Source organism: Azonexus sp. IMCC34842 (genome assembly GCF_050368855.1).
Taxonomy (GTDB): Bacteria; Pseudomonadota; Gammaproteobacteria; order Burkholderiales; family Rhodocyclaceae; genus Azonexus; species Azonexus denitrificans_A.
In genome coordinates, this window is record NZ_CP178449.1 from 3,809,804 (window position 1) to 3,832,097 (window position 22,294).

A 22,294-nucleotide genomic window follows, 5' to 3' on the forward strand; every position below is an offset into this window, starting at 1 on the left:
ATCCGTTCAGAAACAACGTCCTGATTTCGCCTCGACCATGATTGGCCAGAGGTAACTGAAAGCGTCCCCTTCGCAGGACTTGGGGCAACTATTGAACGCCACCGTCACCCGGGGGCCCTCTTCCCACATGCGGACCAGACACCCGGCATCGCGCTTGTGCCGGAGCAAGGCCTGCGGCAACTGCTCGGTCTGGTCGAAATCCTTCAGATCAAAGTGACAGGAACCGTAGCCCTTCATCGTTACCCGCGCGTCGAAGGTTTTGACGACCGCTTCCTTGACCAGCAGATCGAGCTTCGTCGTCGTCCCGATCGCATCCTTGTGCGCACAGTGCGACTTGACGTTGAGTGGCCGGGTCGGCTGCGGCTTGAGCTTGCGGTTGGCCAGATATTTCAGCGTCGAATTCTTGAGCTTCGGCTCGCGGCTTGCGGCCGGTGACCTTTCGGCATTCGATTCGACTTCCGGGGTGGCTTCCGGCTGCTTCTCGACCTCGGCACACCCCGCCGCGAGCAGCACCGCCAGAAGTGCCCAAGACCGCCGCATTTTACTCGAGGCCGGCCGGCCGACGTTGATGCCAGTCCGTCGCCAACTGATAACGATGGGCGACGTTGAGCAGTTGTGCCTCGGCGAAATAATTGCCGATCAGTTGCAGTCCGACCGGCAGGCCGCCGACAAAACCGCAGGGCACCGACATGCCGGGCAAGCCAGCCAGGTTCACGGCAATGGTATAAATATCGGAAAGATACATCTGTACCGGATCGGCCGCCTTCTCACCCAGCTTGAACGCGGTGGACGGCGAAGTCGGCCCCATGATCACGTCGCACACCTTGAATGCTTCGACGAAATCGTTGGCGATCAGCCGACGGATACGCTGCGCCTGCAAATAATAGGCGTCATAATAGCCGTGCGACAACACGTAGGCACCAATCATGATGCGCCGTTTGACCTCGGCACCGAAACCTTGGGCGCGGCTCTTCAAGTACATGTCGTCCAGGCTGTCATAATCCGGCGCCCGATAGCCGTAACGCACGCCATCGAACCGCGACAGGTTGGAACTGGCCTCGGCCGGCGCGATCACGTAATAGGCCGGCACCGACAGGTGCGAATTGGGTAGCGAGACGTCGACGATGGTCGCACCGAGCTTTTCGTACTCGGCAATCGCCGCGCGCACGGCGGCCATCACGGCAGCATCGCAGCCTTCGCCGAAAAATTCCTTGGGCAGGCCGATGCGCAAACCGGCGAGCGGCCCCTCCAGGTGACGACTGTAGTCTTCAAGCGGGCGTTCCAGCGACGTCGAATCACGTTCGTCGAAACCGGCCATGCTGTTGAGCAGCAGCGCACAATCTTCGGCGCTGGCCGCCATCGGGCCCGCCTGGTCGAGCGAAGAGGCGAAGGCGATCATGCCGTAGCGCGAAACGACACCGTAAGTCGGCTTGAGGCCAGTCAGATTGCACAGCGCGGCCGGCTGACGGATCGAACCACCGGTATCGGTACCGGTTGCCGCCGGTGCCAGACGCGCGGCGACGGCTGCCGCCGAACCGCCGGACGAGCCGCCGGGCACCCGTTCGCTATCCCACGGGTTGCGCACCGGGCCGAAGAACGAGGTTTCGTTCGACGAGCCCATGGCGAATTCGTCCATATTGGTCTTGCCCAGCGACACCAGACCGGCTTCGCTCTCCATCTTGCGAATCACCGTCGCATCGTAAGGCGAGACGAAATTGGCGAGCATCTTCGAACCGCAGGTCGTGCGCCAGCCTTCGGCACAGAAAATGTCCTTCTGGGCAATCGGAATACCTGTCAGGGCGCCGGCAGTCCCGGCCGCCAGACGGGCATCAGCGGCACGTGCCGAATTCAGGCTTTTTTCGGCATCAATCGTGACAAAAGCGTTCAGCGACGGATTGAGGCGGCTGATCCGGTCAAGGAATAATTGGGTCAGTTCGACACTGGAAATCTGTTTCGCGGCCAGCGCCTGCGACAGTTGTTTGAGACTGGCGTTGATCATTCGATTACCTTCGGCACAAGATAGAGACCGGCCTCGGTTTCCGGCGCGACAGCCAAATAGGCGGCGCGGCGATCGCCTTCGCTGACCACATCGTCGCGCAGACGCTGACTGAGATCCTGAGCGTGTGCCATCGGTTCGATGCCCGCCGTATCGACGGCCTGCATTTGTTCGATAAGCTGGAAGATACCGTTGAGATGGCCCTGCGTGCTGAGAGCCTCGGATTCGCTGACCTCGATACGGGCGAGATGAGCGATACGCTGAACCTGTTCTAATGTGAGCGACATTGGACCCAAAGACTTTATTGCAGTGCACAAAGTCTTAAAATGGAAAGCGTTATAAGGTATCATAAAAGTTTTCCCTACCGCACCCCCCCTCGCGGAGTCACAGATGTTCGGTTTCCTCAGTAAATACTTCTCCAACGACCTTGCTATCGACCTCGGTACGGCCAACACACTGATTTACGTGCGTGGCCGCGGTATCGTGCTCGACGAGCCATCAGTCGTCGCCATCCGCCTTGAAGGCGGTCCCAATGCCAAGAAAACCATCCAGGCCGTCGGTAAAGAAGCCAAGGATATGCTCGGCAAGGCCCCCGGCAGCATCACTGTCATTCGGCCGATGAAAGATGGCGTAATCGCCGACTTCACCGTCACCGAGCAGATGCTCAAGCAATTCATCAAGAAAGTGCATGACTCGAAGCTGTTCAGTCCGAGCCCGCGCATCATCATTTGTGTACCCTCCGGCTCGACCCAGGTCGAACGCCGCGCCATTCGCGAATCGGCGATCGGCGCCGGCGCCAGCCAGGTTTATCTGATCGAAGAACCAATGGCTGCCGCCATCGGTGCCGGCCTGCCGGTTTCCGATGCAACCGGCTCCATGGTGGTCGATATCGGCGGCGGCACCACCGAAGTCGGCGTCATCTCGCTCGGCGGCATGGTCTATGCCGGTTCCGTGCGGGTCGGCGGCGACAAACTGGACGAGGCGATCATCAATTACATCAGCCGCAACTACGGCATGATGATCGGCGAGAACACCGCCGAAAACATCAAGAAGAACATCGGTTCCGCCTTCCCGGGCGCCGAGGTCAAGGAAATGGAAGTTTCCGGCATCAACAAGGCCGAAGGCATCCCGCGCAAGTTCACGATTTCCTCCAATGAAATCCTCGAGGCGCTGACCGACCCGCTGAACCAGATCGTTTCCGCCGTGAAATCCGCGCTGGAAAAGACCCCGCCTGAACTCGGTGCCGACATTGCCGAAAAAGGTATGGTACTGACCGGTGGCGGCGCCCTGCTGCGCGATCTCGACCGTCTGCTGATGGAAGAAACCGGCTTGCCGGTGATCGTTGCCGATGAGCCATTGACCTGTGTTGCCCGCGGTTGCGGCATGGCACTGGAAAAGATGGACAAACTGGGCAGTATTTTCGCCTCGGATTAACCCATCGACCGCAGCCGAGCAGGATTGATTGCGATGGCCGGAATCGACCACGCACCACCGCCGTTCTTCAAGCAAGGGCCAGCACCGCTGGCTCTTCTGACTTTCTACATCGCCATTTCCCTGGCGATCTTTGTCGTGGACCTGCGTTTCCGCAGCCTCGATCTGTTGCGCCAGAGCATCGCCCTCATCGTCGACCCGGTCCAGCGCATCGCCCAGACACCGGGCAGCCTGGTCGACTATGCGGCGACCTACCTGCAGGGCATGCGGGCGCTGCAAAGCGAAAACAACGAATTGAAGCATGCCAAGCTGACGAGCGCTCCCGACTTGGAGCGCGTGGCCCAACTCGAATCGGAAAACGGGCGCCTGCGCAAATTGCTCGAGGTCAAGGAGCGCGAAAAGGCCAAGGGACAGGTTGCCCAGATTCTCTATACGGCACGCGACCCCTTCTCGCGCAAAGTGATTGTGGACAAGGGGCAGCAGTCCGGGATTATTGCCGGTCAACCGACGATCGATGAAGCGGGTGTCGTCGGTCAGGTGACCCGGGTTTTTGCCTTCTCGGCTGAAATTACACTGATCACCGACAAGGATCAGGCGGTCCCCGTGCAGATTGTCCGCAGCGGCCAGCGTTCCGTTGTCTTCGGCCTCGGCAACGGCCAGCTCGAACTGCGCTATATGCCGACCAACGCCGATATTCAGGTCGGCGACGTACTGGTCACCTCGGGTCTTGACGGCGTCTATCTGCCGGGCTTCCCGGTCGCCAAAGTGGTCAATATCGAACGGGACAGCGCCTACTCTTTCGCTCGCATCTTCTGCCTACCGGTGGCCGGCGTTGAAAACTTTGGCGAAGTCATGGTACTTGACCGGCGCCAGCCGCTTCCCCCCGCGCCGCCGGCAGCCGCCAGTCGCGGCACGGTCGGTGGCGAAGGCAGCCGCCTGAACAAACGACGGGCGATGAACGCAAACTGATGCAACCGACTTTTTCTTCCTCCCGCATCCTGCTGCCGGTCCGGCCCTGGTTCATTTTTTTCAGCCTGATCGGCGCGGCCCTGCTGAACTTCCTGCCGACCGCACACTGGCCCGGCATGCCGGACTGGGTGGCACTGGTGCTGTGCTTCTGGAGCGTGCGCGAATTCCGGCGGGTCGGCATGGGCTGGGCCTTTGTGCTGGGCCTGGTAATGGATGTCGCCGATGGTGCCGTACTCGGCCAGCACTGCTTCGCCTATGTCCTGCTCGCCTACGTTTCCGCCTCGCTGTCCCGGCGCCTGCTCTGGTTTCCGTTGTTCCAGCAGGCCCTGCAGGTCATGCCGCTGCTCGTTGCCGCCCAGGTCATTCAGGCTTTGATGCGCCTTGCCGTGGGGGCCGACTTTCCGGGCTGGGGCTATTTCATTGGCCCGTTGATCGCCACCCTGCTCTGGATTCCTGCCACCTTCATCCTGCTCCTGCCGCAATACCGGCCGGTTCACCAGGATCCGAACCGACCGATTTAAGCCGAGCGGTCAGTGGGCAACTTTCACAATCCTGAAGGCGACGTCGAACGTTTCCGCTTTCGCCTCGGCATCGCGGTGTTTGTCGTACTGCTCGCCTTTGGCCTGCTCATCGCCCGCTTTTTCTGGCTGCAGGTCATTCAGCACGACTTTTACCAGACCCGTGCCGAAGACAACCGAATCGCGCTGATTCCGATAGTCCCCAACCGCGGCGTCATCACCGACCGCAACGGTATCGTGCTGGCCCACAACTATTCGGCCTTCACGCTGGAAATAACCCCCTCGCTGACCGCCAACCTGGAAGAAACGATCGACTCGCTGGCCGAGATCATCGAAATCCAGCCCAAGGATCGCAAACGTTTCAAGCGCCTGCTTGAAGAAGCAAAGAACTTCGAATCGATTCCCATCCGAACCCGCTTGTCCGACGCCGAAGTGGCGATCTTCGCCGCCCAGCGTTACCGCTTCCCTGGCATCGAGGTCAAGGCCCGGCTGTTCCGTCAGTATCCAATGGGCACGGTGGCTTCGCATGCGCTTGGCTATATCGGACGAATTACCGACCGCGACCTCAAATGGATCGAGGAAGCTGAACAACAGGCCAACTACAAAGGCAGTGACCATATCGGCAAAACGGGCCTTGAGCAGCGTTATGAATTCGAGTTGCACGGGGAAACCGGTTACGAGCAGGTCGAAATCGACGCCGGCGGCCACGCCGTACGCAGCCTGAAGCGGATTCCGCCGGTCTCCGGCAACAACCTGCAGTTGACGCTCGATATCAAGCTGCAGGAAATCACCGAAAAAGCCTTCGGTGATCGCAAGGGTGCGCTCGTCGCCATCGACCCGGCCAGTGGCGGTGTTCTCGCCCTGGTTTCGAATCCAACCTACGATCCGAACCTTTTCGTCGATGGCATTTCGCCGGAAAACTGGAAGGAACTGAACGACCATCCCGACAAGCCGATGATCAACCGGGCGATCAACGGTGCCTATCCGCCCGGCTCGACCTTCAAGCCCTTCATGGCACTGGCCGCGCTGGAGACCGGCAAGCGCACGGCGCAGCAGGCGATTAGCGACCCCGGGTTCTTCACCTTTGGCAACCACACCTTCCGCGACGACAAGAAGGGGGGCCACGGCATGGTGGACATGTACAAATCCATCGTCCATTCCTGCGATACCTATTATTACTCGCTGGCCAACGACATGGGCATCGACACCATTGCCCGCTTCATGGGCCAGATGGGTTTCGGCCAGCGCACCGGAATCGATCTCGGCAAGGATGAACTGGCCGAATCGAAAGGGGTGCTGCCCTCGCAGGAGTGGAAGAAGCAGCGCTTCAAGCGGCCGGAACAGCAGAAATGGTATGCCGGCGAAACGATCTCCATCGGCATCGGCCAGGGCTACAACGCCTACACGCCGATGCAGCTTGCCCACGCCACGGCGACCCTGGCCAACAATGGCGTGATGTTCCGCCCCCATCTGGTTCGTCACATCATCGATACCCGCACTTCCGAAAAGCGTCCGGTCGAATCGAAGCCAGTCCGCGACCTGCAATGGAAGGAAAAAAACCTCGAGGTGATTCATCGCGCCATGCTCGGTGTCATCAAGGAAGGTACCGGCACCCGTGCCTTTGCCGGCGCGCCTTACCTGGCCGGCGGCAAGACCGGGACGGCCCAGGTCTTTTCGCTGAAAGGCTCCGACTACAAGACATCCTCGGTCAAGCAGCACTTGCGCGACCATGCCTTGTTCATCGCTTACGCCCCGATCGAAAAACCGACGATCGCCCTTGCCGTCCTGGTCGAAAACGGCGGTTTCGGCGCCCAGTCGGCGGCGCCGATTGCCCGCATGGTGCTCGACTACTACCTGCTCGGCAAACTGCCGGCCGGCGCCGCGCCCGAGGATGCCGAGGCGCTCGAGGAGGACCCGGTCGAATGATGGACATCAGTGGCACCCTCAAGCGCTGGTGGCTCAACGCCACGGCCCACATCGACTTTCCGCTGCTGCTGATTACCGCTGCGATCATGCTGGTCGGGCTGGCCACGGTCAATTCGGCAACCATCGACAGCGCCCACCGGATGCTCTCCCAGGCCGGCAACATGGGCATTGCCCTGGTCATCATGTGGATCGTCTCGCGCATGCCGCCGCAGAAGCTGATGAATTTTGCCGTTCCCCTCTACATCATCGGGGTTCTGCTGCTAATCGCGGTCTTTCTCTTCGGCATCAAGGTCAATGGCGCCCGGCGCTGGTTGTCGATCGGCATCACCCGTATCCAGCCATCGGAAATCCTGAAGATTGCGATGCCGCTGATGCTCGCCTGGTATTTCCAGAAATACGAAGCGACGCTGAAATTGAAGCATTTCGCCGTCGCGGCCCTGCTCCTGCTGATACCGTTCGGCCTGATCGCCAAGCAGCCAGATCTCGGTACCGCGATCCTGGTCGGCGGGGCCGGATTTTTCGTCATTTTCTTTGCCGGCCTGCCGTGGAAAATAATCCTCGGCCTCGCCGCCGCCGCGGCCGGTGCCGCCCCCCTGCTGTGGAATGCCCTGCACGACTATCAGCAGCGCCGGATCATGACCCTGATCGATCCGACCACCGACCCGCTCGGCTCCGGCTACCACATCATCCAGTCCACCATCGCCATCGGTTCCGGCGGGCTGTCCGGCAAGGGCTACCTGAACGGCACCCAGACCCATCTCGAATTCATCCCGGAAAAACACACCGACTTCATTTTTGCCGTCTATTCGGAAGAGTGGGGCCTGCTCGGCAATCTCCTGCTGGTCTTTCTCTACACGCTGCTCATCGGACGCTGCATGATCATCGCCTCCGCCGCGCCAACCATTTTCTCTCGCCTGCTGGCCGCGGCGATCACACTGAATTTCTTTAGCTACGCCTTCATCAACATGGGCATGGTCAGCGGCATCCTGCCGGTGGTTGGCGTCCCGCTGCCTTTCATCAGTTATGGCGGCACAGCGTTGGTGACACTGTTCCTCGGCATCGGTATGCTGATGTCCATTCACACTCATCGGATGCTGGTCAAGAAATGATCTTGCGCCTGACCCCCTTTGCCATCGCGCTACTGCTGCTGGCCGGTTGCGGCAGTTCGCCGAGGACGCCTGACGATGTCGCGGCGAATGGTCAGAAAACGGCATCGTCGAAAACGCCAACGCCGACCCGGAAGCCGGGAGTGACCTTGAAGAAGGGTGGCGGCTTCTACAAGGACGATGGTCCGGCCGACGACATCCCGGATGGCCTCGATGACATTCCGGATGCCGAACCGAAATGGGAGCCGTTACACAAACCGGCCACCAAACCCTATGTCGTTCTCGGCAAGGAATACGTCCCGAATACCGCGCTCAAGCCCTACCGGGCGCGCGGCATCGCCAGCTGGTATGGCAAGAAATTCCATGGCCAGAAGACCTCGATCGGCGAGCCTTACGACATGTTCGCGATGACCGCCGCGCATCCGACGCTGGCGCTGCCGTCCTATGTCCGGGTCACCAATACCCAGAGCGGCAAGGCCGTCGTCGTGCGCGTCACCGATCGCGGCCCCTTCCATGCCGACCGCGTCATCGACCTTTCCTATACCGCCGCTTACAAACTCGGGCTGGTCAACGGCGGCAGCGGCCAGGTCGAGGTCGAAGCCGTTATCCCCGGCGAACTCGGCACGACCTCTTATGCGCAACTGACGCCGCCGGCAAAAACGGCGGCGGCTGAAAACGACCAAATCGAGCGCCTGGCGACGCGCTCTCCGGTTGAGCAACAGCCCGTGCCGAGCACAAAGCAGACGGGAATCTATCTGCAACTCGGCGCGTTCGCCAATGCCGACAATGCCGAAAACCTGAAGAATCACCTGACCCGCGAACTCGACTGGCTGGCCGAACCGATGCGCGTCCAGCCGGGCGGCAACATCCATCGCCTGCAGCTCGGTCCTTACGCCAGTCGCGACGATGCCGACCGGATCGCCGACAAGATTCGCACCGCCCTCGGTTACAAGCCGACGGTCGTCAGCCGCTAATTCAGCGTCTCCGTTTGACCAGGATCAATGGCCTGACGTAGTCGCTGGCTATACTGCCCTGCTTGCCTTTCAGGATATCTCCCATGAGCTCGCTGCCCGATCTCATCTGTCCGGCCGGCAGCCTGCCGGCCCTCAAAGCTGCGGTAGATAACGGCGCCGATGCCGTCTATCTCGGCTTCAAGAACGATACCAACGCCCGCAATTTCGCCGGCCTCAATTTCGACCCGAAGAGTATGGCCGACGGCATCCGTTACGCCCATGCCAAGGGCCGCGAAGTACTGCTGGCCATCAATACCTTCCCCCAGGCCGGCCGCGTCGCCGACTGGCAGAAGGCCGTCGACGCGGCGGTTGACCACGGCGTCGACGCGCTGATCCTGGCCGATGTCGGGCTGCTCGACTACGCGCGCAACCGCCATCCGCAGCAACGCCTGCACCTTTCCGTTCAGGGTTCGGCGACCAGCTACGAGGCGATTAATTTTTGCCAGCGCGAATTCAGCATCAAGCGCGCCGTCCTGCCACGCGTCCTGACGCTGGCGCAGGTTGAGAACGTCATCAAAAACACCACGGTGGAAATCGAAGTCTTCGGTTTCGGCAGCCTGTGCGTCATGAACGAAGGCCGTTGCTGGCTTTCCTCCTATGCCTGTGGCGAATCGCCCAACACCGTCGGGGCCTGTTCGCCGGCCAAGTACGTCAAGTGGGACAAGAAACCGGGCGCCATGGAAACCCGCCTCAACGGCATCCTGATCGACCGCTTCGGCGATGACGAACCGGCCGGTTACCCGACCCTGTGCAAGGGCCGCTTCGAGGTCGAGGGCGAAACCTATTACGCACTGGAAGAACCGACCAGTCTGAACGTGCTGCCGATCCTTCCGGAAATCATCAAGATCGGCGTCCGGGCGATCAAGGTCGAGGGCCGCCAACGCAGCCCAGCCTACGTCACCCAGGTCACCCGCACCCTGCGCGCCGCACTCGATTCGCTGGCCGATGGCAGTGAGCGGTTCCACGTGAAACCCGCCTGGCAAGCCGAACTGGCCAAGGTCTCCGAAGGCAGCCAGGCGACGCTGGGCGCCTACAACCGGCCCTGGCGCTGAGGAAACCCCCGATGAAATTATCTTTAGGTCCCCTGCTCTACTTCTGGTCCAAGGCGGAAGTCATGGAGTTTTACGCCGAAATGGCGCAGAACCCGGCTCTCGACATCATCTACGTCGGCGAGGTCGTCTGCTCGCGCCGCCAGCAACTGCGCACGGCCGACTGGATCGGCCTGGCCCGCGACCTGACCGATGCCGGCAAACAGGTCGTCGTCTCGGCCCAGGCCTTACTCGAATCGGAGAGCGACCTCAAGGCGCTGCGCCGGCTGATCGACGACGCCGGCTGCATGCTCGAAGCGAATGACCTCGGGGCGGTCAATCTGGCACATGGCCAGGATTTCGTCGCCGGCCCGCACCTCAACATCTACAACGAAACGACGCTCGCCACCTTCGCCCGTTACGGCCTGAAGCGCTGGGTGCCGCCGCTGGAAGCGACCCGGACGCTGGTCGAAACGCTGCACCGGAGCAAGCCGGACGGGGTCGAAACCGAGGTTTTCGTCTTCGGCAAGATCCCGCTCGCCTTCTCGGCCCGCTGCTTTACCGCCCGGCATTACGACCTGAACAAGGACGACTGCCAGTTCAAGTGCCTCGATCATGCTGACGGACTGACCCTGAAAACCCGCGACGGACAGGATTTCCTGACCATCAACGGCATCCAGACAATGTCGGCCCAGTGTTACAACCTGCTGCACGAAATTCCCGAGATGCTCGGCATGGGCATCGATATCGTCCGGATCAGCCCGCAGAAGCAACACATCGATGCCATCATCGACGCCTTCGATAGCGCCCGCCACGGCAAACCGGTCAGCGTCGACAGCACGTCCTGGAACGCCAGCGGTCTGGTTGATGGCTACTGGTTCGGCGACGCCGGGATCGTCCAGCGCCACACGCAAGCCCTCGCCCAACTGGGAGCATGACCATGAGTCCGAGTTTCACCATCCCGAAATTTCGCCTGCCGACCTTCGTCGCCAGCCTCGGTCAGCGCCTACCGCAATGGCCGCACGTCATCGTGTTGGTCGCCGGGCTGAATGCCGCGCTGAAGATGAAACTGTTGGCGGAAGACGGCTTGAGCCTGCTCGAAGACAAGCTCTTCCGGGTGCGCATCAACGATACCGGCGGCGAGGCTTCATACACCTATAGAAATGGCATGTTCCGGCCGGTTTTCCACCCCGACCGCGAGCCCGACCTCGCCTTTGCCGCAAACCTCTCCGCCTACCTGCAATTGCTCGCCCGCCAGGAGGACCCCGACACGCTGTTCTTCAACCGGGAGTTGGAGATTACTGGCGATACCGAACTGGGACTGGTCGTCAAGAACATGCTCGACGCCGTCGAGTGGCCCAGCCTGCCACGTTTGCCCCTGACCAGCCGCTAAGCCGGCGGGAAGCTCACCGGTCGGCACAATGCTGACCAGTTCCTCCTGCAGGACAGGGGTCGCCAAACCCTGCAACCGGCCGATGCTGGTCGACCCAAGATAGACGTTCAAGCCGGCCGCCAGGCGACCGTCGTTCCCGATCAAGCGCGAATGGAAAGCCGGATATTCGCGACCGATCGCCTGCAGAATGTCGCCGACCGTTTCGCCGCTGGCCATGACCTCCTGATGCCCATCGGCAAACTGACGCAAGATGGGCGGAATGTGTACGGTAACCACAGGGAACTCGGAAAGCATGATCGTTCTCCTCAGGGATGTTACCGGTCAGACACCCTGGCTCAAATCGAGTTCGAAAAAACGGGAGGCCGCAGCCTCCCGTCTTCATCGTTTCAGGCGAACAAGCCTGTTCAGTCGTTCTTCTGGGTATCCAGACGGAACTTGACATAGCTGCCCGGCGCCTCTTCGATGACCTTCAGCGTGCCGTCTTCCGGCTTGCGGGCCTTGACCTTGGCCGCGCCGCCCGGCAGGCTGGTCACCCACTTGTCCCAGTGCGTCCACCACGAACCGGCGTTCTGGGTCGCGCCAGCCAGGAAATCTTCCGGACTGGCCGGCAGATTGCCGTCGGTCGCCTCATTGGTCCAGAAGCCGTACTTGTTGGCGGCCGGCGGATTGACGATGCCGGCGATGTGGCCGGAGCCACCCAGGACGAACTTGGTCGGGCCGGAGGGCAGACGCGCCCCCATGTAGGTGCTCTTCCACGGGGCAATGTGGTCTTCGATGGTCGAGATGAAGTAGCACGGGGTCTTGACCTTGCTGATGTCGATCTTGACGCCGCCCAGCGTAATGCCGCCCGGCTCGACCAGCTTGTTCTCGAGATACATGTTGCGCAGGTAGAAGCTGTGCATCGCGGCCGGCATGCGCGTCGAATCGGAATTCCAGTAGAGCAGGTCGAACGGGAACGGATCCTTGCCCATCAGGTAGTTATTGACCACAAAGGACCAGATCAGGTCGTTGGCACGCAGCATGTTGAAGGTGCCGGCCATTTCCGAACCTTCGAGGAAGCCGCGCTGGCTCATCTTCTTCTCCAGGCCTTCGATGGCGCCTTCGTCGAGGAAGACCGAGAGTTCGCCCGGCTCGGAGAAGTCGAGCATGGTGGTGAAGAAGGTGGCGGAACTGACGCGCTTGTCCTTCTTGGCGGTCATGTAGGCCAGCGTGGACATCAGCAGGGTGCCGCCAATGCAGTAGGCGGCGACGTTGATGCTATCTTCGCCGGTCTGGGCGCAGACCTGGTTGATGGCCTCGAGCGAGCCGTCGAGCATGTAGTCTTCAAAAGACTTCTTGGCCAGTCGCTCGTCGGGATTCACCCAGGAAATGATGAAGGTGGTGTGCCCCTGATCGGTAGCCCATTTGACCAGCGAGTTCTTTTCGCGCAGATCGAGCACATAGTACTTGTTGATCCAGGGCGGCACGATCAGCAGCGGCTTCTTGTTCTGTTCCGGCGTGCTCGGGTTGTACTGGATGAGCTGGAACAGTTCGTTCTGGAAAATCACCTTGCCCGGCGTCGTCGCGACATTCTTGCCCATTTCGAAGGCCGAGGTGTCGGTCATCCGGATGCGCAGCTGGCCATCGCCGGACTCGACGTCATGCAACAGGTTGTTCAGGCCCTTGATCAGATTCTGGCCATGGCTCTTGACCGTTTCGCGGAAAACTTCCGGATTGGTCAGCGCGAAGTTGGACGGCGACAACGCGTCGATGTACTGGCGGGTAAAGAAGTTGACCTTCTGCTGGGTTGCTTCGTCCAAACCGTCGGTGCCGGCCACCGTGTCATGCAGATGACGGGCCGTGATCAAATAGGACTGCTTGACGAAATCGAACAGGAAATGCTGCTCCCACTCTTCGTCCTTGAAGCGCTTGTCGCCCTTGCTGGGCGTCGCCACCGGATTATGTACCGGCATGCCGAGCATTTTCATCGAGGTGTTTTGCCACAGCGAGAAGTAGTCCCACATCATGTTCATCTGGGTCTGCGCCATCTTGTACGGATTGGCCATCAGACGCGACGAGAGGTCCATGAAGGCCTTGGCGACGCCAAGCTCGTCAGTCGGGGCACTGACGCCGTCCTTGGCCTTCTTTTCCATGAACTGGGTGATCAGGCGCGAAGCGCGCTGGGCGACCTCGGCATAGGTTTTGGCTATTTCAGCCGGATTGGGCTGGTTCAGGCCCTGTTCTTCGGATTGCTGCGACATACTTGAAACTCCCTCTGTCAGTGCGCGGTAGGTTGATGCTGCAACCGCAAGAATCGAATTACACCGTCGGAGCCTGTGCTGCGCGACAACCGTCCGGCTTGTTCAAGGTAATTCAGATGAGCAATTGCTTCGCCCATCGCAAACATCGTTTGGTGCGTATCGAGCGCCCGCTGAAAAAGGACATCAAGCAACTCGGCTGCGCTCTTCGGCGCATGTTCACAACTGATCTCCAGAGCGCGCAGACGTTCTTCATGGTGCGCGCGCAAAGCCGCCACCCGGGGCTGTACGCCAAAAAATGGCAGTCCGTGCGACGGTAACACCAAGGTATTGGCTGGCATTTGATCTGCCAGCTCATCCAGCGAATCGAGAAACCACGACAAGGCGTTTGCATCTGGCGTTGCCGCGAACACACTGATATTAGTGGAAATTTTCGGCAAAAGCATGTCGCCTGAAATTAACACGTCAAGTTCCGCGCAGTAAAGCGCCATATGTTCCGGGGCATGCCCGTGGCCAATCAGAATCTGCCATCCCTTGCCATCGACCATCGCCACATCGCCGGCCTTCAGCCGGTGATAGTACTCGGGCAAGGCCGGCACGGCCTTGCGATAGCCCGAACCGCGTTTCTCGAATTTGGCCAGGTGATCGGTATCCAGCCCGTGCTGGCGGAACTGCTCGACCATGAAGCGCGCGCCGTGTCCGGCAACTTCGTGCCAGACGACATGGGCGGTAAGAAATTCGCCGCTGGTCATCCACAGTGGCGCACCGGTCAGTTCCATCAACCAGGTCGCCAGACCAAGGTGATCGGGATGGAAATGAGTGACGATCAAGCGTTTCACCGGCCCGTCGAGCCGTTCGATGATCTGCTGCCAGGTCGTCCGCACCGCGTCATCGGGAAAACCGGTATCGACTATCGTCCACCCATCGCCATCGCGCAGCAGCCAGAGGTTGATGTGATTGAGCTGAAACGGCAGCGGCATGCGCAACCAGAAGACACCGCGAGCGACCTCGATCAACTCGCCGGCAGACGGCGGAACAGCGTGCGGGTAGTGCAGGGACATGACCAAACTCGGGAATCGGGAACTGCAAATTACCATACGGTAGCGGATTGAAAAAACCTCTTTCTTCTGATTTACTTGGCCGACTTCTTCAAGGACAGTCAAGTGAACCAGCCGGCCATCATCTTCGCCATTTCCGACCTCGCCCGCGAGTTCGGCATCACGCCGCGCACCATTCGTTTCTGGGAAGATCAGGGCATCCTGGCGCCGCACCGCGAGGGCAGCAAGCGGGTGTTCACCCGGCGTGACCGGGCGCGGCTGAAGATGGCCCTGCGCGGCAAACGCCTCGGTCTGTCGCTGGCCGAAATCAAGGACCTGATCGGCATGTACAACTCGACCGAGGACGAGACGCCACAGCTGATGGAATGTCTGCGCGTCATGTCGAAACGACGGGAGGCCCTGGAACAGCAGCGCGAGGACATCGAAGCCATGCAGGCCGAAATTGCCCAGTTCGAAGAGCAGTGCCAATTGGAGTTGGCTCGCCGGGATGCCGCGTAAAAAACTTGGGCAATCAGTTGACGTTAACGTCAACGTAAATACAATCACGCCATGCCCGGAATATCCAATCCCCATTCGGGATTGAAAAACAAACCTAGAACGGAGACAAACCCATGAACATTCCCAGCCTCGACTTTGCCCTCGGCGAAGACATCAATATGCTGCGCGATGCGGTGAAGGCCTTCGCCGACGCCGAAATCGCGCCCCGTGCCGCAGAAATCGACCGCGTAAACGAATTTCCGGCCGATCTGTGGAAGAAATTCGGTGACATGGGCCTACTCGGCATGACCGCTGGCGAGGAGTACGGCGGCACCAACATGGGTTATCTGGCCCATATCGTCGCGCTTGAGGAAATCTCCCGCGCCTCGGCGTCGGTCGGCCTGTCCTACGGCGCCCACTCGAATCTGTGCGTCAACCAGATTCGCCGTAACGGCAGCGCCGCGCAACGCCAGAAATATCTGCCCAAGCTGATTTCCGGCGAGCATGTCGGGGCACTGGCGATGTCCGAGCCAAACGCCGGCTCCGACGTCGTGTCGATGAAACTGAAAGCCGAGAAAAAAGGCGACCGTTACGTACTGAACGGTTCCAAGATGTGGATCACCAACGGCGGCGACGCCGACACCCTGGTCGTCTACGCCAAGACCGACCCGACCACCGGGGCCAAGGGGATGACCGCCTTCATCGTCGAGAAGGACATGAAGGGCTTCACCCACGGCAGCCACCTCGACAAACTGGGGATGCGCGGCTCCAACACTTTCCCGCTGTTCTTCGACGATTGTGAAGTGCCGGAAGAAAATATCCTCGGCGGCGTCGGCAACGGCACCAAAGTGCTGATGTCCGGCCTCGATTATGAACGCGCCGTGTTGTGCGGTGGCCCGCTCGGCATCATGGCGGCGTGCATGGACGTTGTCGTGCCCTTCGTCCATGAACGCAAGCAGTTCGGCCAGGCGATCGGCGAATTCCAGCTGATGCAGGGCAAGGTCGCCGACCTCTATTCGACCTGGCAGGCCACCCGCGCCTATGTCTATGCCGTCGGCCGGGCCTGCGACACGACCGACCATTCGCGCACGCTGCGCAAGGACGCCGCCGGCGCCATCCTTTATTCGGCCGAAAAGGCTACCTGGATGGCTGGCGAGGCGATTCAGACACTGGGCGGCGTCGGCTATACCAACGAGTACCCGACCGGCCGTTTGTGGCGCGATGCGAAGCTTTACGAGATCGGGGCAGGCACCTCCGAAATCCGTAGAATGCTGATTGGTCGCGAACTTTTCGCCGAAACCGCCTAACAAGCTCCCGCCGGCGCCCCCGGAACGGGGCGCCGCTACATGGAGCCGAACAGCATGCCCGCCACCCTGCGCACTCTCACCGCCAACGATACCGATGCCCTCGAGGACGTCCGCCAGTTCTTCCGCAACTACGCGGCCTGGCTCGGCGTCGACCTGTCCTATCAGAACTTCGATCAGGAAATGGCCTCGCTGCCCGGTGCCTACGTCGCACCGCAGGGCCGGCTGTTTTTCGCCGAAGTCGAGGGCCGCCCGGCCGGCTGCGTCGGCGTCCGCCCGCTACCGGGCAGCGATGGCGTCTGCGAAATGAAGCGTCTTTATGTGGCGCCCGAGGAACGCGGCCACGGCGTCGGAGCCAAGTTGGCGCTGGCGGCGATCAAGGCGGCCAAGGAAATCGGCTATCGCAAGCTGATGATCGACACTCTGCCCAACATGCGGATGGCGGTGAAGCTCTACCGCGAACTCGGTTTCACCGAAGCGCCTAACTATTACCAGACGCCGGTCGAAGGCACGATGTTCCTAGCCCTCGACCTCGACAACTGGTCGGAAGAGGAAATCCGCAGCGAGAACCTCTCCCACCTGTTCGACTTCAACCGCGCCTGGGCGAGCCAGATGCGTGAAGTCGACCCGACCTATTTCAAGAAGCTGGCCGAGTTGCAGGCCCCCGAATTTCTGTGGATCGGCTGCTCCGATTCGCGGGTGCCGGCCAACCAGATCGTCGGTCTGCTGCCGGGCGAGGTCTTCGTCCATCGCAACGTCGCCAATCTGGTGATGCATACCGACATGAACTGCCTGTCGGTGATCCAGTACGCCGTCGATGTCCTAAAGGTCAAGCACATCATGGTCGTCGGCCACTACGGCTGCGGCGGCGTCGGGGCCGCGCTGCGCCGCGACCGCGTGGGGATCGTCGATTTCTGGCTGCACAACGTCACCGAAGTGCACAACAAGCATCTCGCCCACCTCAATGCCCTGCCCGAGGGCGAGCGGCACGACCGCCTGTGCGAACTGAACGTCCTCGAACAGGTGGTGAACCTGTGCCACACGCCGGTCGTCAAGGATGCCTGGATGCGCGGCCAGAAGCTGACCATCCACGGCTGGGTCTACGGCCTGAAGGACGGCCTGGTGCACGACCTCGGCATCACCATCGATTGTCCGGAAGATTTACTTACCCGTTACGACGCCGCCCTGAAGGCGTTGGAAGTCTGATTTCATAACAAGCACGCAGGAGAAAACAGCATGAATGATCCGATCGTTATCGTTTCCGCCGCCCGTACCGCCATGGGCGCCTTCCAGGGCGGCTTTGCCAGCCTGACCGCCGCCAACCTCGGCGCCGTCGCCATCAAGGCGGCGGTCGAACGCGCCGGCCTCGACGCCGACCTGGTCGAAGAAGTGCTGATGGGCTGCGTGCTGCAAGCCGGCCAGGGCCAGGCCCCGGCCCGCCAGGCCGCGCTCCAGGCCGGCCTGCCGATCACCGCCGGCTGCGCCACCATCCACAAGGTCTGTGGCTCGGCGATGAAAGCCACCATGCTCGGCCACGACGGCATCCTCGCCGGTTCGTACAACGTCGCCGTAGTCGGCGGCATGGAGTCGATGACCAACGCCCCCTACCTGCTGCCCAAGGCGCGCGGCGGTTACCGCCTCGGCCACGGCCAACTGATGGACCACATGTTCCTCGACGGTCTGGAAGACTCCTACGGCAAGGAAACGCGCGGCCGCCTGATGGGCACTTTTGCCGAAGAGTGTGCGACCACTTACGGTTTCACCCGCGAAGCGCAGGACGAGTTCGCCGTCCGTTCGACAACTCGCGCGATCGAAGCCAGCAACAACGGTTCCTTCGCCTGGGAAATCGCCCCGGTCACCGTCGCCGGTCGCAAGGGCGATGTCGTCGTCGACAAGGATGAAGGCCCGTTTGCCGTCAATGTCGAAAAAATTCCGACGTTGAAGCCGGCTTTCCGGAAGGATGGCACCGTCACCGCCGCCAACTCATCGTCGATTTCCGACGGCGCCGCCGCCCTGGTCCTGATGCGCGCCTCGCAAGCCGCCAAGCTCGGCCTGCAGCCGCTTGCCCGCATCGTCGGCCACACCACCAATGCCGGCGTCCCGGCGCTGTTCCCGAGCGCCCCGGTCGGCGCCATGCAGAAGCTGTTCGCCAAGACCGGATGGACGGCCGAAAGCGTCGATCTGTATGAAATCAACGAAGCCTTCGCCGTCGTCACCATGGCCGCGCTGCACGACCTCAAGCTCGATCCGGCCAAGGTCAACATCCACGGCGGCGCCTGTGCGCTCGGCCACCCGATCGGCGCATCCGGCGCCCGCATCGTCGTCACGCTGCTCGGCGCGCTGAAGCAGTACGGCCTGAAGCGCGGCGTTGCCTCGCTGTGCATCGGCGGCGGCGAAGCGACGGCGCTGGCGGTGGAACTGCTGTAAGTGCCGCAGCGGGCCGGGTCGATTACCTATTTCAAGCTGATCGCGACCATGTTCATGTGGGGTGGAACCTGGATTGCCGGGCGGGTCGTAGCGCAGGAACTGACTGCGCCGCTGGCCGTGCCGGCTTTCCGCTTCCTGCTCGCCGGGCTGGTTCTGGCCGGCGTTGCGCTGGCCAGCGAAGGCCGCATCCCGCGGCCACGGACCGGCAGCGAATGGGGAATCGTCACCGGCCTGGCCGTCACGGGGATTTTCATCTACGCCCTGTGCTTCTTCTACGGCCTGAAATACATCACCGCCGGACGCGGCGCGCTGGTTGTCGCCCTTAACCCGGTCCTTGTCGCACTGGCCGCCTGGTTTCTCGGCCAGGAAAGAATGACGCCGCGCAAGCTGGCCGGCGTCATTGTCGCCTTGGCCGGCTGCCTGACCGTGGTCGGCAACGGTGATCCGCTGGCCCTGCTGCAGGGCGCGGTCGGCACCGGCGAGTGGCTGATTCTCGGCTGCGCGCTGTGCTGGACGGCCTACACCTTCATCGGTCGCCGTGCGACAAAAACCTTGTCGCCGCTCGCCGCGACCTTGTGGGCCAGCCTGCTCGGGGCGCTGCTGCTCGGCGTCACGGCGCTGCTGCAGGGCGGCAACGAATTGGCCGAGTGGTCGTGGCGGGTATGGACCAGCGTCCTTTTTCTCGCCATCGGCGGCACCGCCCTCGCCTTCACCTGGTTCGCCGATGGCGTCAAACAGCTGGGAGCGGCGCGGGCTTCTATTTTCGTCAATCTGGTACCGGTCTTTGCCGTGCTGCAAGCGGCGGTACTACTCAATGAACACCTCGGCCTGGCCGTGCTGGCTGGTGGCCTGCTGGTCATCGCCGGGGTCTGGCTAACAAGCTACAGCAAGGAAACAGCATGATACTCACGCAAGAACAGGAAATGATCCGCGACTCGATGCGCAGTTTCGCGCAGGAGCGCCTCGCCCCCTTCGCCGCCGATTGGGACAAGAACCACACCTTCCCGGCCGAAGCGCTGAAGGAACTTGGCGAACTCGGCGCCATGGGCATGGTCGTGCCCGAGGAATGGGACGGAGCCGGCATGGACTACATGTCGCTGGTCCTGACGCTGGAAGAAATCGCTGCCGGCGACGGCGCCACCTCGACCATCGTCTCGGTGCAGAATTCGCTGGCCTGCGGCATCACGATGAAATACGGCACCGACGCGCAGAAGGAAGAATGGCTGAAACCGCTGGCCCGCGGCGCGAAGCTCGGCTGCTTCTGCCTGACCGAACCGCACACCGGTTCCGACGCCGCCGCCATCACCACCAAGGCCGACCGTGACGGCGACCATTTCGTGCTGAACGGCGTCAAGCAGTTCATCACCACCGGCAAGCATGCCCACATGGCCATCGTCTTCGCCGTCACCGACAAGGCGGCGGGCAAGAAGGGCATTTCCTGCTTCCTAATCCCGACCGCCACGCCGGGCTTCATCGTCGGCCGTACCGAAGACAAGATGGGCCAGCACGCTTCCGATACCGTGCAGATCATCCTCGAAAACTGCCGCGTCCCGGCCTCGGCCCTGCTCGGCAAGGAAGGCGAAGGCTACAAGATCGCCCTCTCCAACCTCGAAGCCGGCCGCATCGGCATCGCCGCCCAAAGCATCGGCATGGCCCGCGCCGCGTTCGAAGCCGCCATCCGCTACGCCAAGGAACGCGTCACCTTCGGCGTGCCGATCATCGACCACCAGGCGGTCAACTTCAAACTGGCCGACATGAACACCCTGCTCGACGCCGCCCGCCTGATGGTCTGGCGCGCCGCCCAGTTGAAGGATGCCGGCAAGCCCTGCCTGAAGGAAGCCTCGATGGCCAAGATGTTCGCCTCGGAAGCCGCCGAGAAGATCGCTTCGGACGCCATCCAGATCCACGGCGGCGTCGGTTACACCAGCGATTTCCCGGTCGAGCGGATTTACCGCGACGTGCGCATCTGTCAGATCTACGAAGGGGCGAACGACATCCAGCGACTGGTCATCGGGCGCAGCATCGCCGCCGAATAAACCGCACTACCGCGGTCGACGGGCAAAAAACAAAAAATGCCCGCGACCGCCCCAACGAGGAGACAAACCATGCCCGATTCCGGCACCGCGCCCATCGAGTTCTACTTCGATTTTTCCAGCCCCTACGGCTACCTGATGAGCGAGAAGATCGATGCCCTCGCCGCACGGCATGGCCGCAAGGTCAGATGGCACCCGGTCCTGCTCGGCGTCATCTTCCAGGCCGTCGGCTCGCGGCCGCCGGCCGATGGGGTGAGCAGCAAGGGCAAGTATATTGAGCGGGATTTCCACCGCTCGGCCCGCTTCATGGAAATCCCCTACAACCCGCCGAGCCGCTTCCCGCTGCCGACGCAGAATGCCGCCCGCGCCTATTACTGGCTGCACGGCCAGGACTGCGCTCTGGCCCGGCAATTTGCCCATGCCGTCTACCGCGCCTTCTTCGTCGACGACCGCGACATTTCCTCGCCCGACACCGTGCTCGACATCGCTGCCGGTCTGGGCATCGACCGTCGCGAACTTGGTTCTGCGCTGCAAAGCCCGGAAATCAAGGCCCGCCTCAAGGATGAATGCGACAAGGCATTGGCCATCGGCGTCTTCGGCTCGCCGCACGTGATCATCGACGGCGAAGCTTTCTTTGGTGCCGACCGCCTGCCGCAGATTGAGAAATGGCTGGCCAGCGGTGGCTTCTGAGACCGACATGAAACGAATCTGCGTCTTCTGCGGCTCCAACCCCGGGCACAACCCGCTATACCGTAGCGAGGCTGAAAAGCTCGGCCGGCTGCTCGCGGCGCGCGGCATCGAACTGGTCTATGGCGGCGGCAATGTCGGCCTGATGGGCGCCGTCGCCGATTCTTGCCTGGCGGCCGGCGGCGCGGCCATCGGCGTCATTCCCGAAGCGCTAATGGGCAAGGAAGTGGCCGGTCGCCATGTCGAGCACCGGGCGCTGACCCGCCTCGAAGTGGTCGATTCGATGCATACCCGCAAGGCGCGGATGGCCGAACTGGCCGACGGCTTCATCGCCCTGCCCGGCGGTTTCGGGACATTCGAGGAATTCTGCGAAATCCTGACCTGGGGCCAGCTCGGGTTCCACGTGAAACCGATGGGCCTGCTCAACGTCAATGGTTTTTACGACCCGCTACTGGCGCTGTTCGACCATGCCGTCGGCGAACGTTTCCTGCGCGAGCAGAACCGGGCAATGGCCCTGGCCGACACCGACATCGAACGCCTGCTCGACCAGATGGCGACCTACCGGCCAGAGCCGGTCAGCAAGTGGCTCAAAGAGGAGAGGCAGTTGTGAGGATCGAGTTACCTAGGGGCTTGAGCTGTTAGCAAAACCACTCCAGCTCCTAGGTAACTAGGCAACTAATAACTAGGAAGA

22 protein-coding genes are annotated in these 22,294 nt (G+C 61.5%); 17 read left to right on the plus strand and 5 right to left on the minus strand.

Annotation, left to right across the window (positions count from 1 at the left end; genetic code table 11):
• Positions 1 to 6: 6 nt before the first annotated feature.
• The 3 genes from ACLIKD_RS18100 to gatC are packed head-to-tail and all read right to left on the minus strand — an operon-like array spanning position 7 to position 2,283.
• Positions 7 to 540, minus strand: a complete 534-nt coding sequence (locus ACLIKD_RS18100; RefSeq protein ID WP_428826119.1) for a hypothetical protein — start codon at positions 538 to 540, stop codon at positions 7 to 9.
• A 1-nt stretch (position 541) separates the two neighbouring features.
• A complete protein-coding gene (gene gatA / locus ACLIKD_RS18105) occupies positions 542 to 1,999 on the minus strand; it encodes an Asp-tRNA(Asn)/Glu-tRNA(Gln) amidotransferase subunit GatA (RefSeq protein WP_428826120.1) in 1,458 nt (485 codons plus the stop codon).
• Positions 1,996 to 2,283: an Asp-tRNA(Asn)/Glu-tRNA(Gln) amidotransferase subunit GatC gene (gene gatC, locus ACLIKD_RS18110; RefSeq protein ID WP_226417899.1), complete on the minus strand. Its 288-nt coding sequence runs from the start codon at positions 2,281 to 2,283 to the stop codon at positions 1,996 to 1,998. Before gatC ends, gatA begins: the two co-directional genes overlap by 4 nt.
• A gap of 103 nt (positions 2,284 to 2,386) precedes the next feature.
• Here gatC and ACLIKD_RS18115 point away from each other — a divergent pair, with 103 nt between their 5' ends.
• The 9 genes from ACLIKD_RS18115 to ubiT all read left to right on the plus strand — a co-directional run bounded on the left by ACLIKD_RS18115 (position 2,387) and on the right by ubiT (position 11,380).
• The gene (locus ACLIKD_RS18115) at positions 2,387 to 3,430 is read left to right on the plus strand and encodes a rod shape-determining protein (RefSeq protein ID WP_226417898.1); all 1,044 of its coding nucleotides are present in this window, start codon (positions 2,387 to 2,389) and stop codon (positions 3,428 to 3,430) included.
• 33 nt (positions 3,431 to 3,463) lie between these two features.
• Positions 3,464 to 4,396 carry a rod shape-determining protein MreC gene (gene mreC / locus ACLIKD_RS18120; protein WP_226417897.1) on the plus strand — a complete coding sequence of 311 codons (933 nt, stop codon included), beginning with the start codon at positions 3,464 to 3,466 and terminating at the stop codon, positions 4,394 to 4,396.
• The gene (gene mreD / locus ACLIKD_RS18125) at positions 4,396 to 4,917 is read left to right on the plus strand and encodes a rod shape-determining protein MreD (protein ID WP_226417896.1); all 522 of its coding nucleotides are present in this window, start codon (positions 4,396 to 4,398) and stop codon (positions 4,915 to 4,917) included. Before mreC ends, mreD begins: the two co-directional genes overlap by 1 nt.
• A 12-nt stretch (positions 4,918 to 4,929) precedes the next feature.
• Positions 4,930 to 6,840 (plus strand): penicillin-binding protein 2, encoded by a 1,911-nt coding sequence (gene mrdA, locus ACLIKD_RS18130; protein WP_428826121.1) that lies wholly within the window; start codon positions 4,930 to 4,932, stop codon positions 6,838 to 6,840.
• Positions 6,837 to 7,949, plus strand: coding sequence for a rod shape-determining protein RodA (gene rodA, locus ACLIKD_RS18135; RefSeq protein WP_428826122.1), 1,113 nt, complete (start codon positions 6,837 to 6,839; stop codon positions 7,947 to 7,949). The genes mrdA and rodA overlap by 4 nt, the downstream gene beginning before the upstream one ends.
• The gene (locus tag ACLIKD_RS18140; RefSeq protein WP_428826123.1) at positions 7,946 to 8,920 is read left to right on the plus strand and encodes a septal ring lytic transglycosylase RlpA family protein; all 975 of its coding nucleotides are present in this window, start codon (positions 7,946 to 7,948) and stop codon (positions 8,918 to 8,920) included. The genes rodA and ACLIKD_RS18140 overlap by 4 nt, the downstream gene beginning before the upstream one ends.
• 83 nt (positions 8,921 to 9,003) lie before the next feature.
• On the plus strand, positions 9,004 to 10,011 hold the full coding sequence (gene ubiU / locus ACLIKD_RS18145; protein ID WP_428826124.1) for a ubiquinone anaerobic biosynthesis protein UbiU: 1,008 nt from the start codon (positions 9,004 to 9,006) through the stop codon (positions 10,009 to 10,011).
• Between the two features lie 11 nt (positions 10,012 to 10,022).
• Positions 10,023 to 10,925, plus strand: coding sequence for a U32 family peptidase (locus ACLIKD_RS18150; RefSeq protein ID WP_428826125.1), 903 nt, complete (start codon positions 10,023 to 10,025; stop codon positions 10,923 to 10,925).
• Between the two features lie 2 nt (positions 10,926 to 10,927).
• Positions 10,928 to 11,380 carry a ubiquinone anaerobic biosynthesis accessory factor UbiT gene (ubiT, locus tag ACLIKD_RS18155; protein ID WP_428826126.1) on the plus strand — a complete coding sequence of 151 codons (453 nt, stop codon included), beginning with the start codon at positions 10,928 to 10,930 and terminating at the stop codon, positions 11,378 to 11,380.
• A gap of 404 nt (positions 11,381 to 11,784) precedes the next feature.
• Here the strand turns inward: ubiT and ACLIKD_RS18160 are convergent, their stop codons facing one another.
• Both ACLIKD_RS18160 and ACLIKD_RS18165 read right to left on the minus strand, forming a co-directional pair.
• Positions 11,785 to 13,620 carry a PHA/PHB synthase family protein gene (locus ACLIKD_RS18160; protein WP_226417889.1) on the minus strand — a complete coding sequence of 612 codons (1,836 nt, stop codon included), beginning with the start codon at positions 13,618 to 13,620 and terminating at the stop codon, positions 11,785 to 11,787.
• Between the two features lie 17 nt (positions 13,621 to 13,637).
• Positions 13,638 to 14,678 (minus strand): MBL fold metallo-hydrolase, encoded by a 1,041-nt coding sequence (locus ACLIKD_RS18165; protein ID WP_428826127.1) that lies wholly within the window; start codon positions 14,676 to 14,678, stop codon positions 13,638 to 13,640.
• Positions 14,679 to 14,780: 102 nt separating this feature from the next.
• Between ACLIKD_RS18165 and ACLIKD_RS18170 the strand changes: the two genes are divergently transcribed.
• The 8 genes from ACLIKD_RS18170 (at position 14,781) to ACLIKD_RS18205 (ending at position 22,213) form a co-directional block, all read left to right on the plus strand.
• On the plus strand, positions 14,781 to 15,173 hold the full coding sequence (locus tag ACLIKD_RS18170) for a MerR family transcriptional regulator (protein WP_428826128.1): 393 nt from the start codon (positions 14,781 to 14,783) through the stop codon (positions 15,171 to 15,173).
• A 113-nt stretch (positions 15,174 to 15,286) separates the two neighbouring features.
• A complete protein-coding gene (locus ACLIKD_RS18175; RefSeq protein WP_428826129.1) occupies positions 15,287 to 16,459 on the plus strand; it encodes an isovaleryl-CoA dehydrogenase in 1,173 nt (390 codons plus the stop codon).
• 54 nt (positions 16,460 to 16,513) lie between these two features.
• Complete coding sequence (gene can, locus ACLIKD_RS18180) at positions 16,514 to 17,662, plus strand: carbonate dehydratase (RefSeq protein WP_428826130.1); 1,149 nt, start codon at positions 16,514 to 16,516, stop codon at positions 17,660 to 17,662.
• A gap of 30 nt (positions 17,663 to 17,692) precedes the next feature.
• Complete coding sequence (locus ACLIKD_RS18185; protein ID WP_428826131.1) at positions 17,693 to 18,883, plus strand: acetyl-CoA C-acyltransferase; 1,191 nt, start codon at positions 17,693 to 17,695, stop codon at positions 18,881 to 18,883.
• Positions 18,884 to 19,786, plus strand: a complete 903-nt coding sequence (locus tag ACLIKD_RS18190) for a DMT family transporter (protein WP_428826132.1) — start codon at positions 18,884 to 18,886, stop codon at positions 19,784 to 19,786.
• Positions 19,783 to 20,919, plus strand: coding sequence for an acyl-CoA dehydrogenase (locus ACLIKD_RS18195; protein WP_226417882.1), 1,137 nt, complete (start codon positions 19,783 to 19,785; stop codon positions 20,917 to 20,919). Before ACLIKD_RS18190 ends, ACLIKD_RS18195 begins: the two co-directional genes overlap by 4 nt.
• Before the next feature lie 69 nt (positions 20,920 to 20,988).
• On the plus strand, positions 20,989 to 21,606 hold the full coding sequence (locus ACLIKD_RS18200) for a 2-hydroxychromene-2-carboxylate isomerase (RefSeq protein ID WP_428826133.1): 618 nt from the start codon (positions 20,989 to 20,991) through the stop codon (positions 21,604 to 21,606).
• 7 nt (positions 21,607 to 21,613) lie between these two features.
• Positions 21,614 to 22,213 (plus strand): TIGR00730 family Rossman fold protein, encoded by a 600-nt coding sequence (locus tag ACLIKD_RS18205; protein WP_428826134.1) that lies wholly within the window; start codon positions 21,614 to 21,616, stop codon positions 22,211 to 22,213.
• The last annotated feature ends 81 nt before the right edge of the window (positions 22,214 to 22,294 follow it).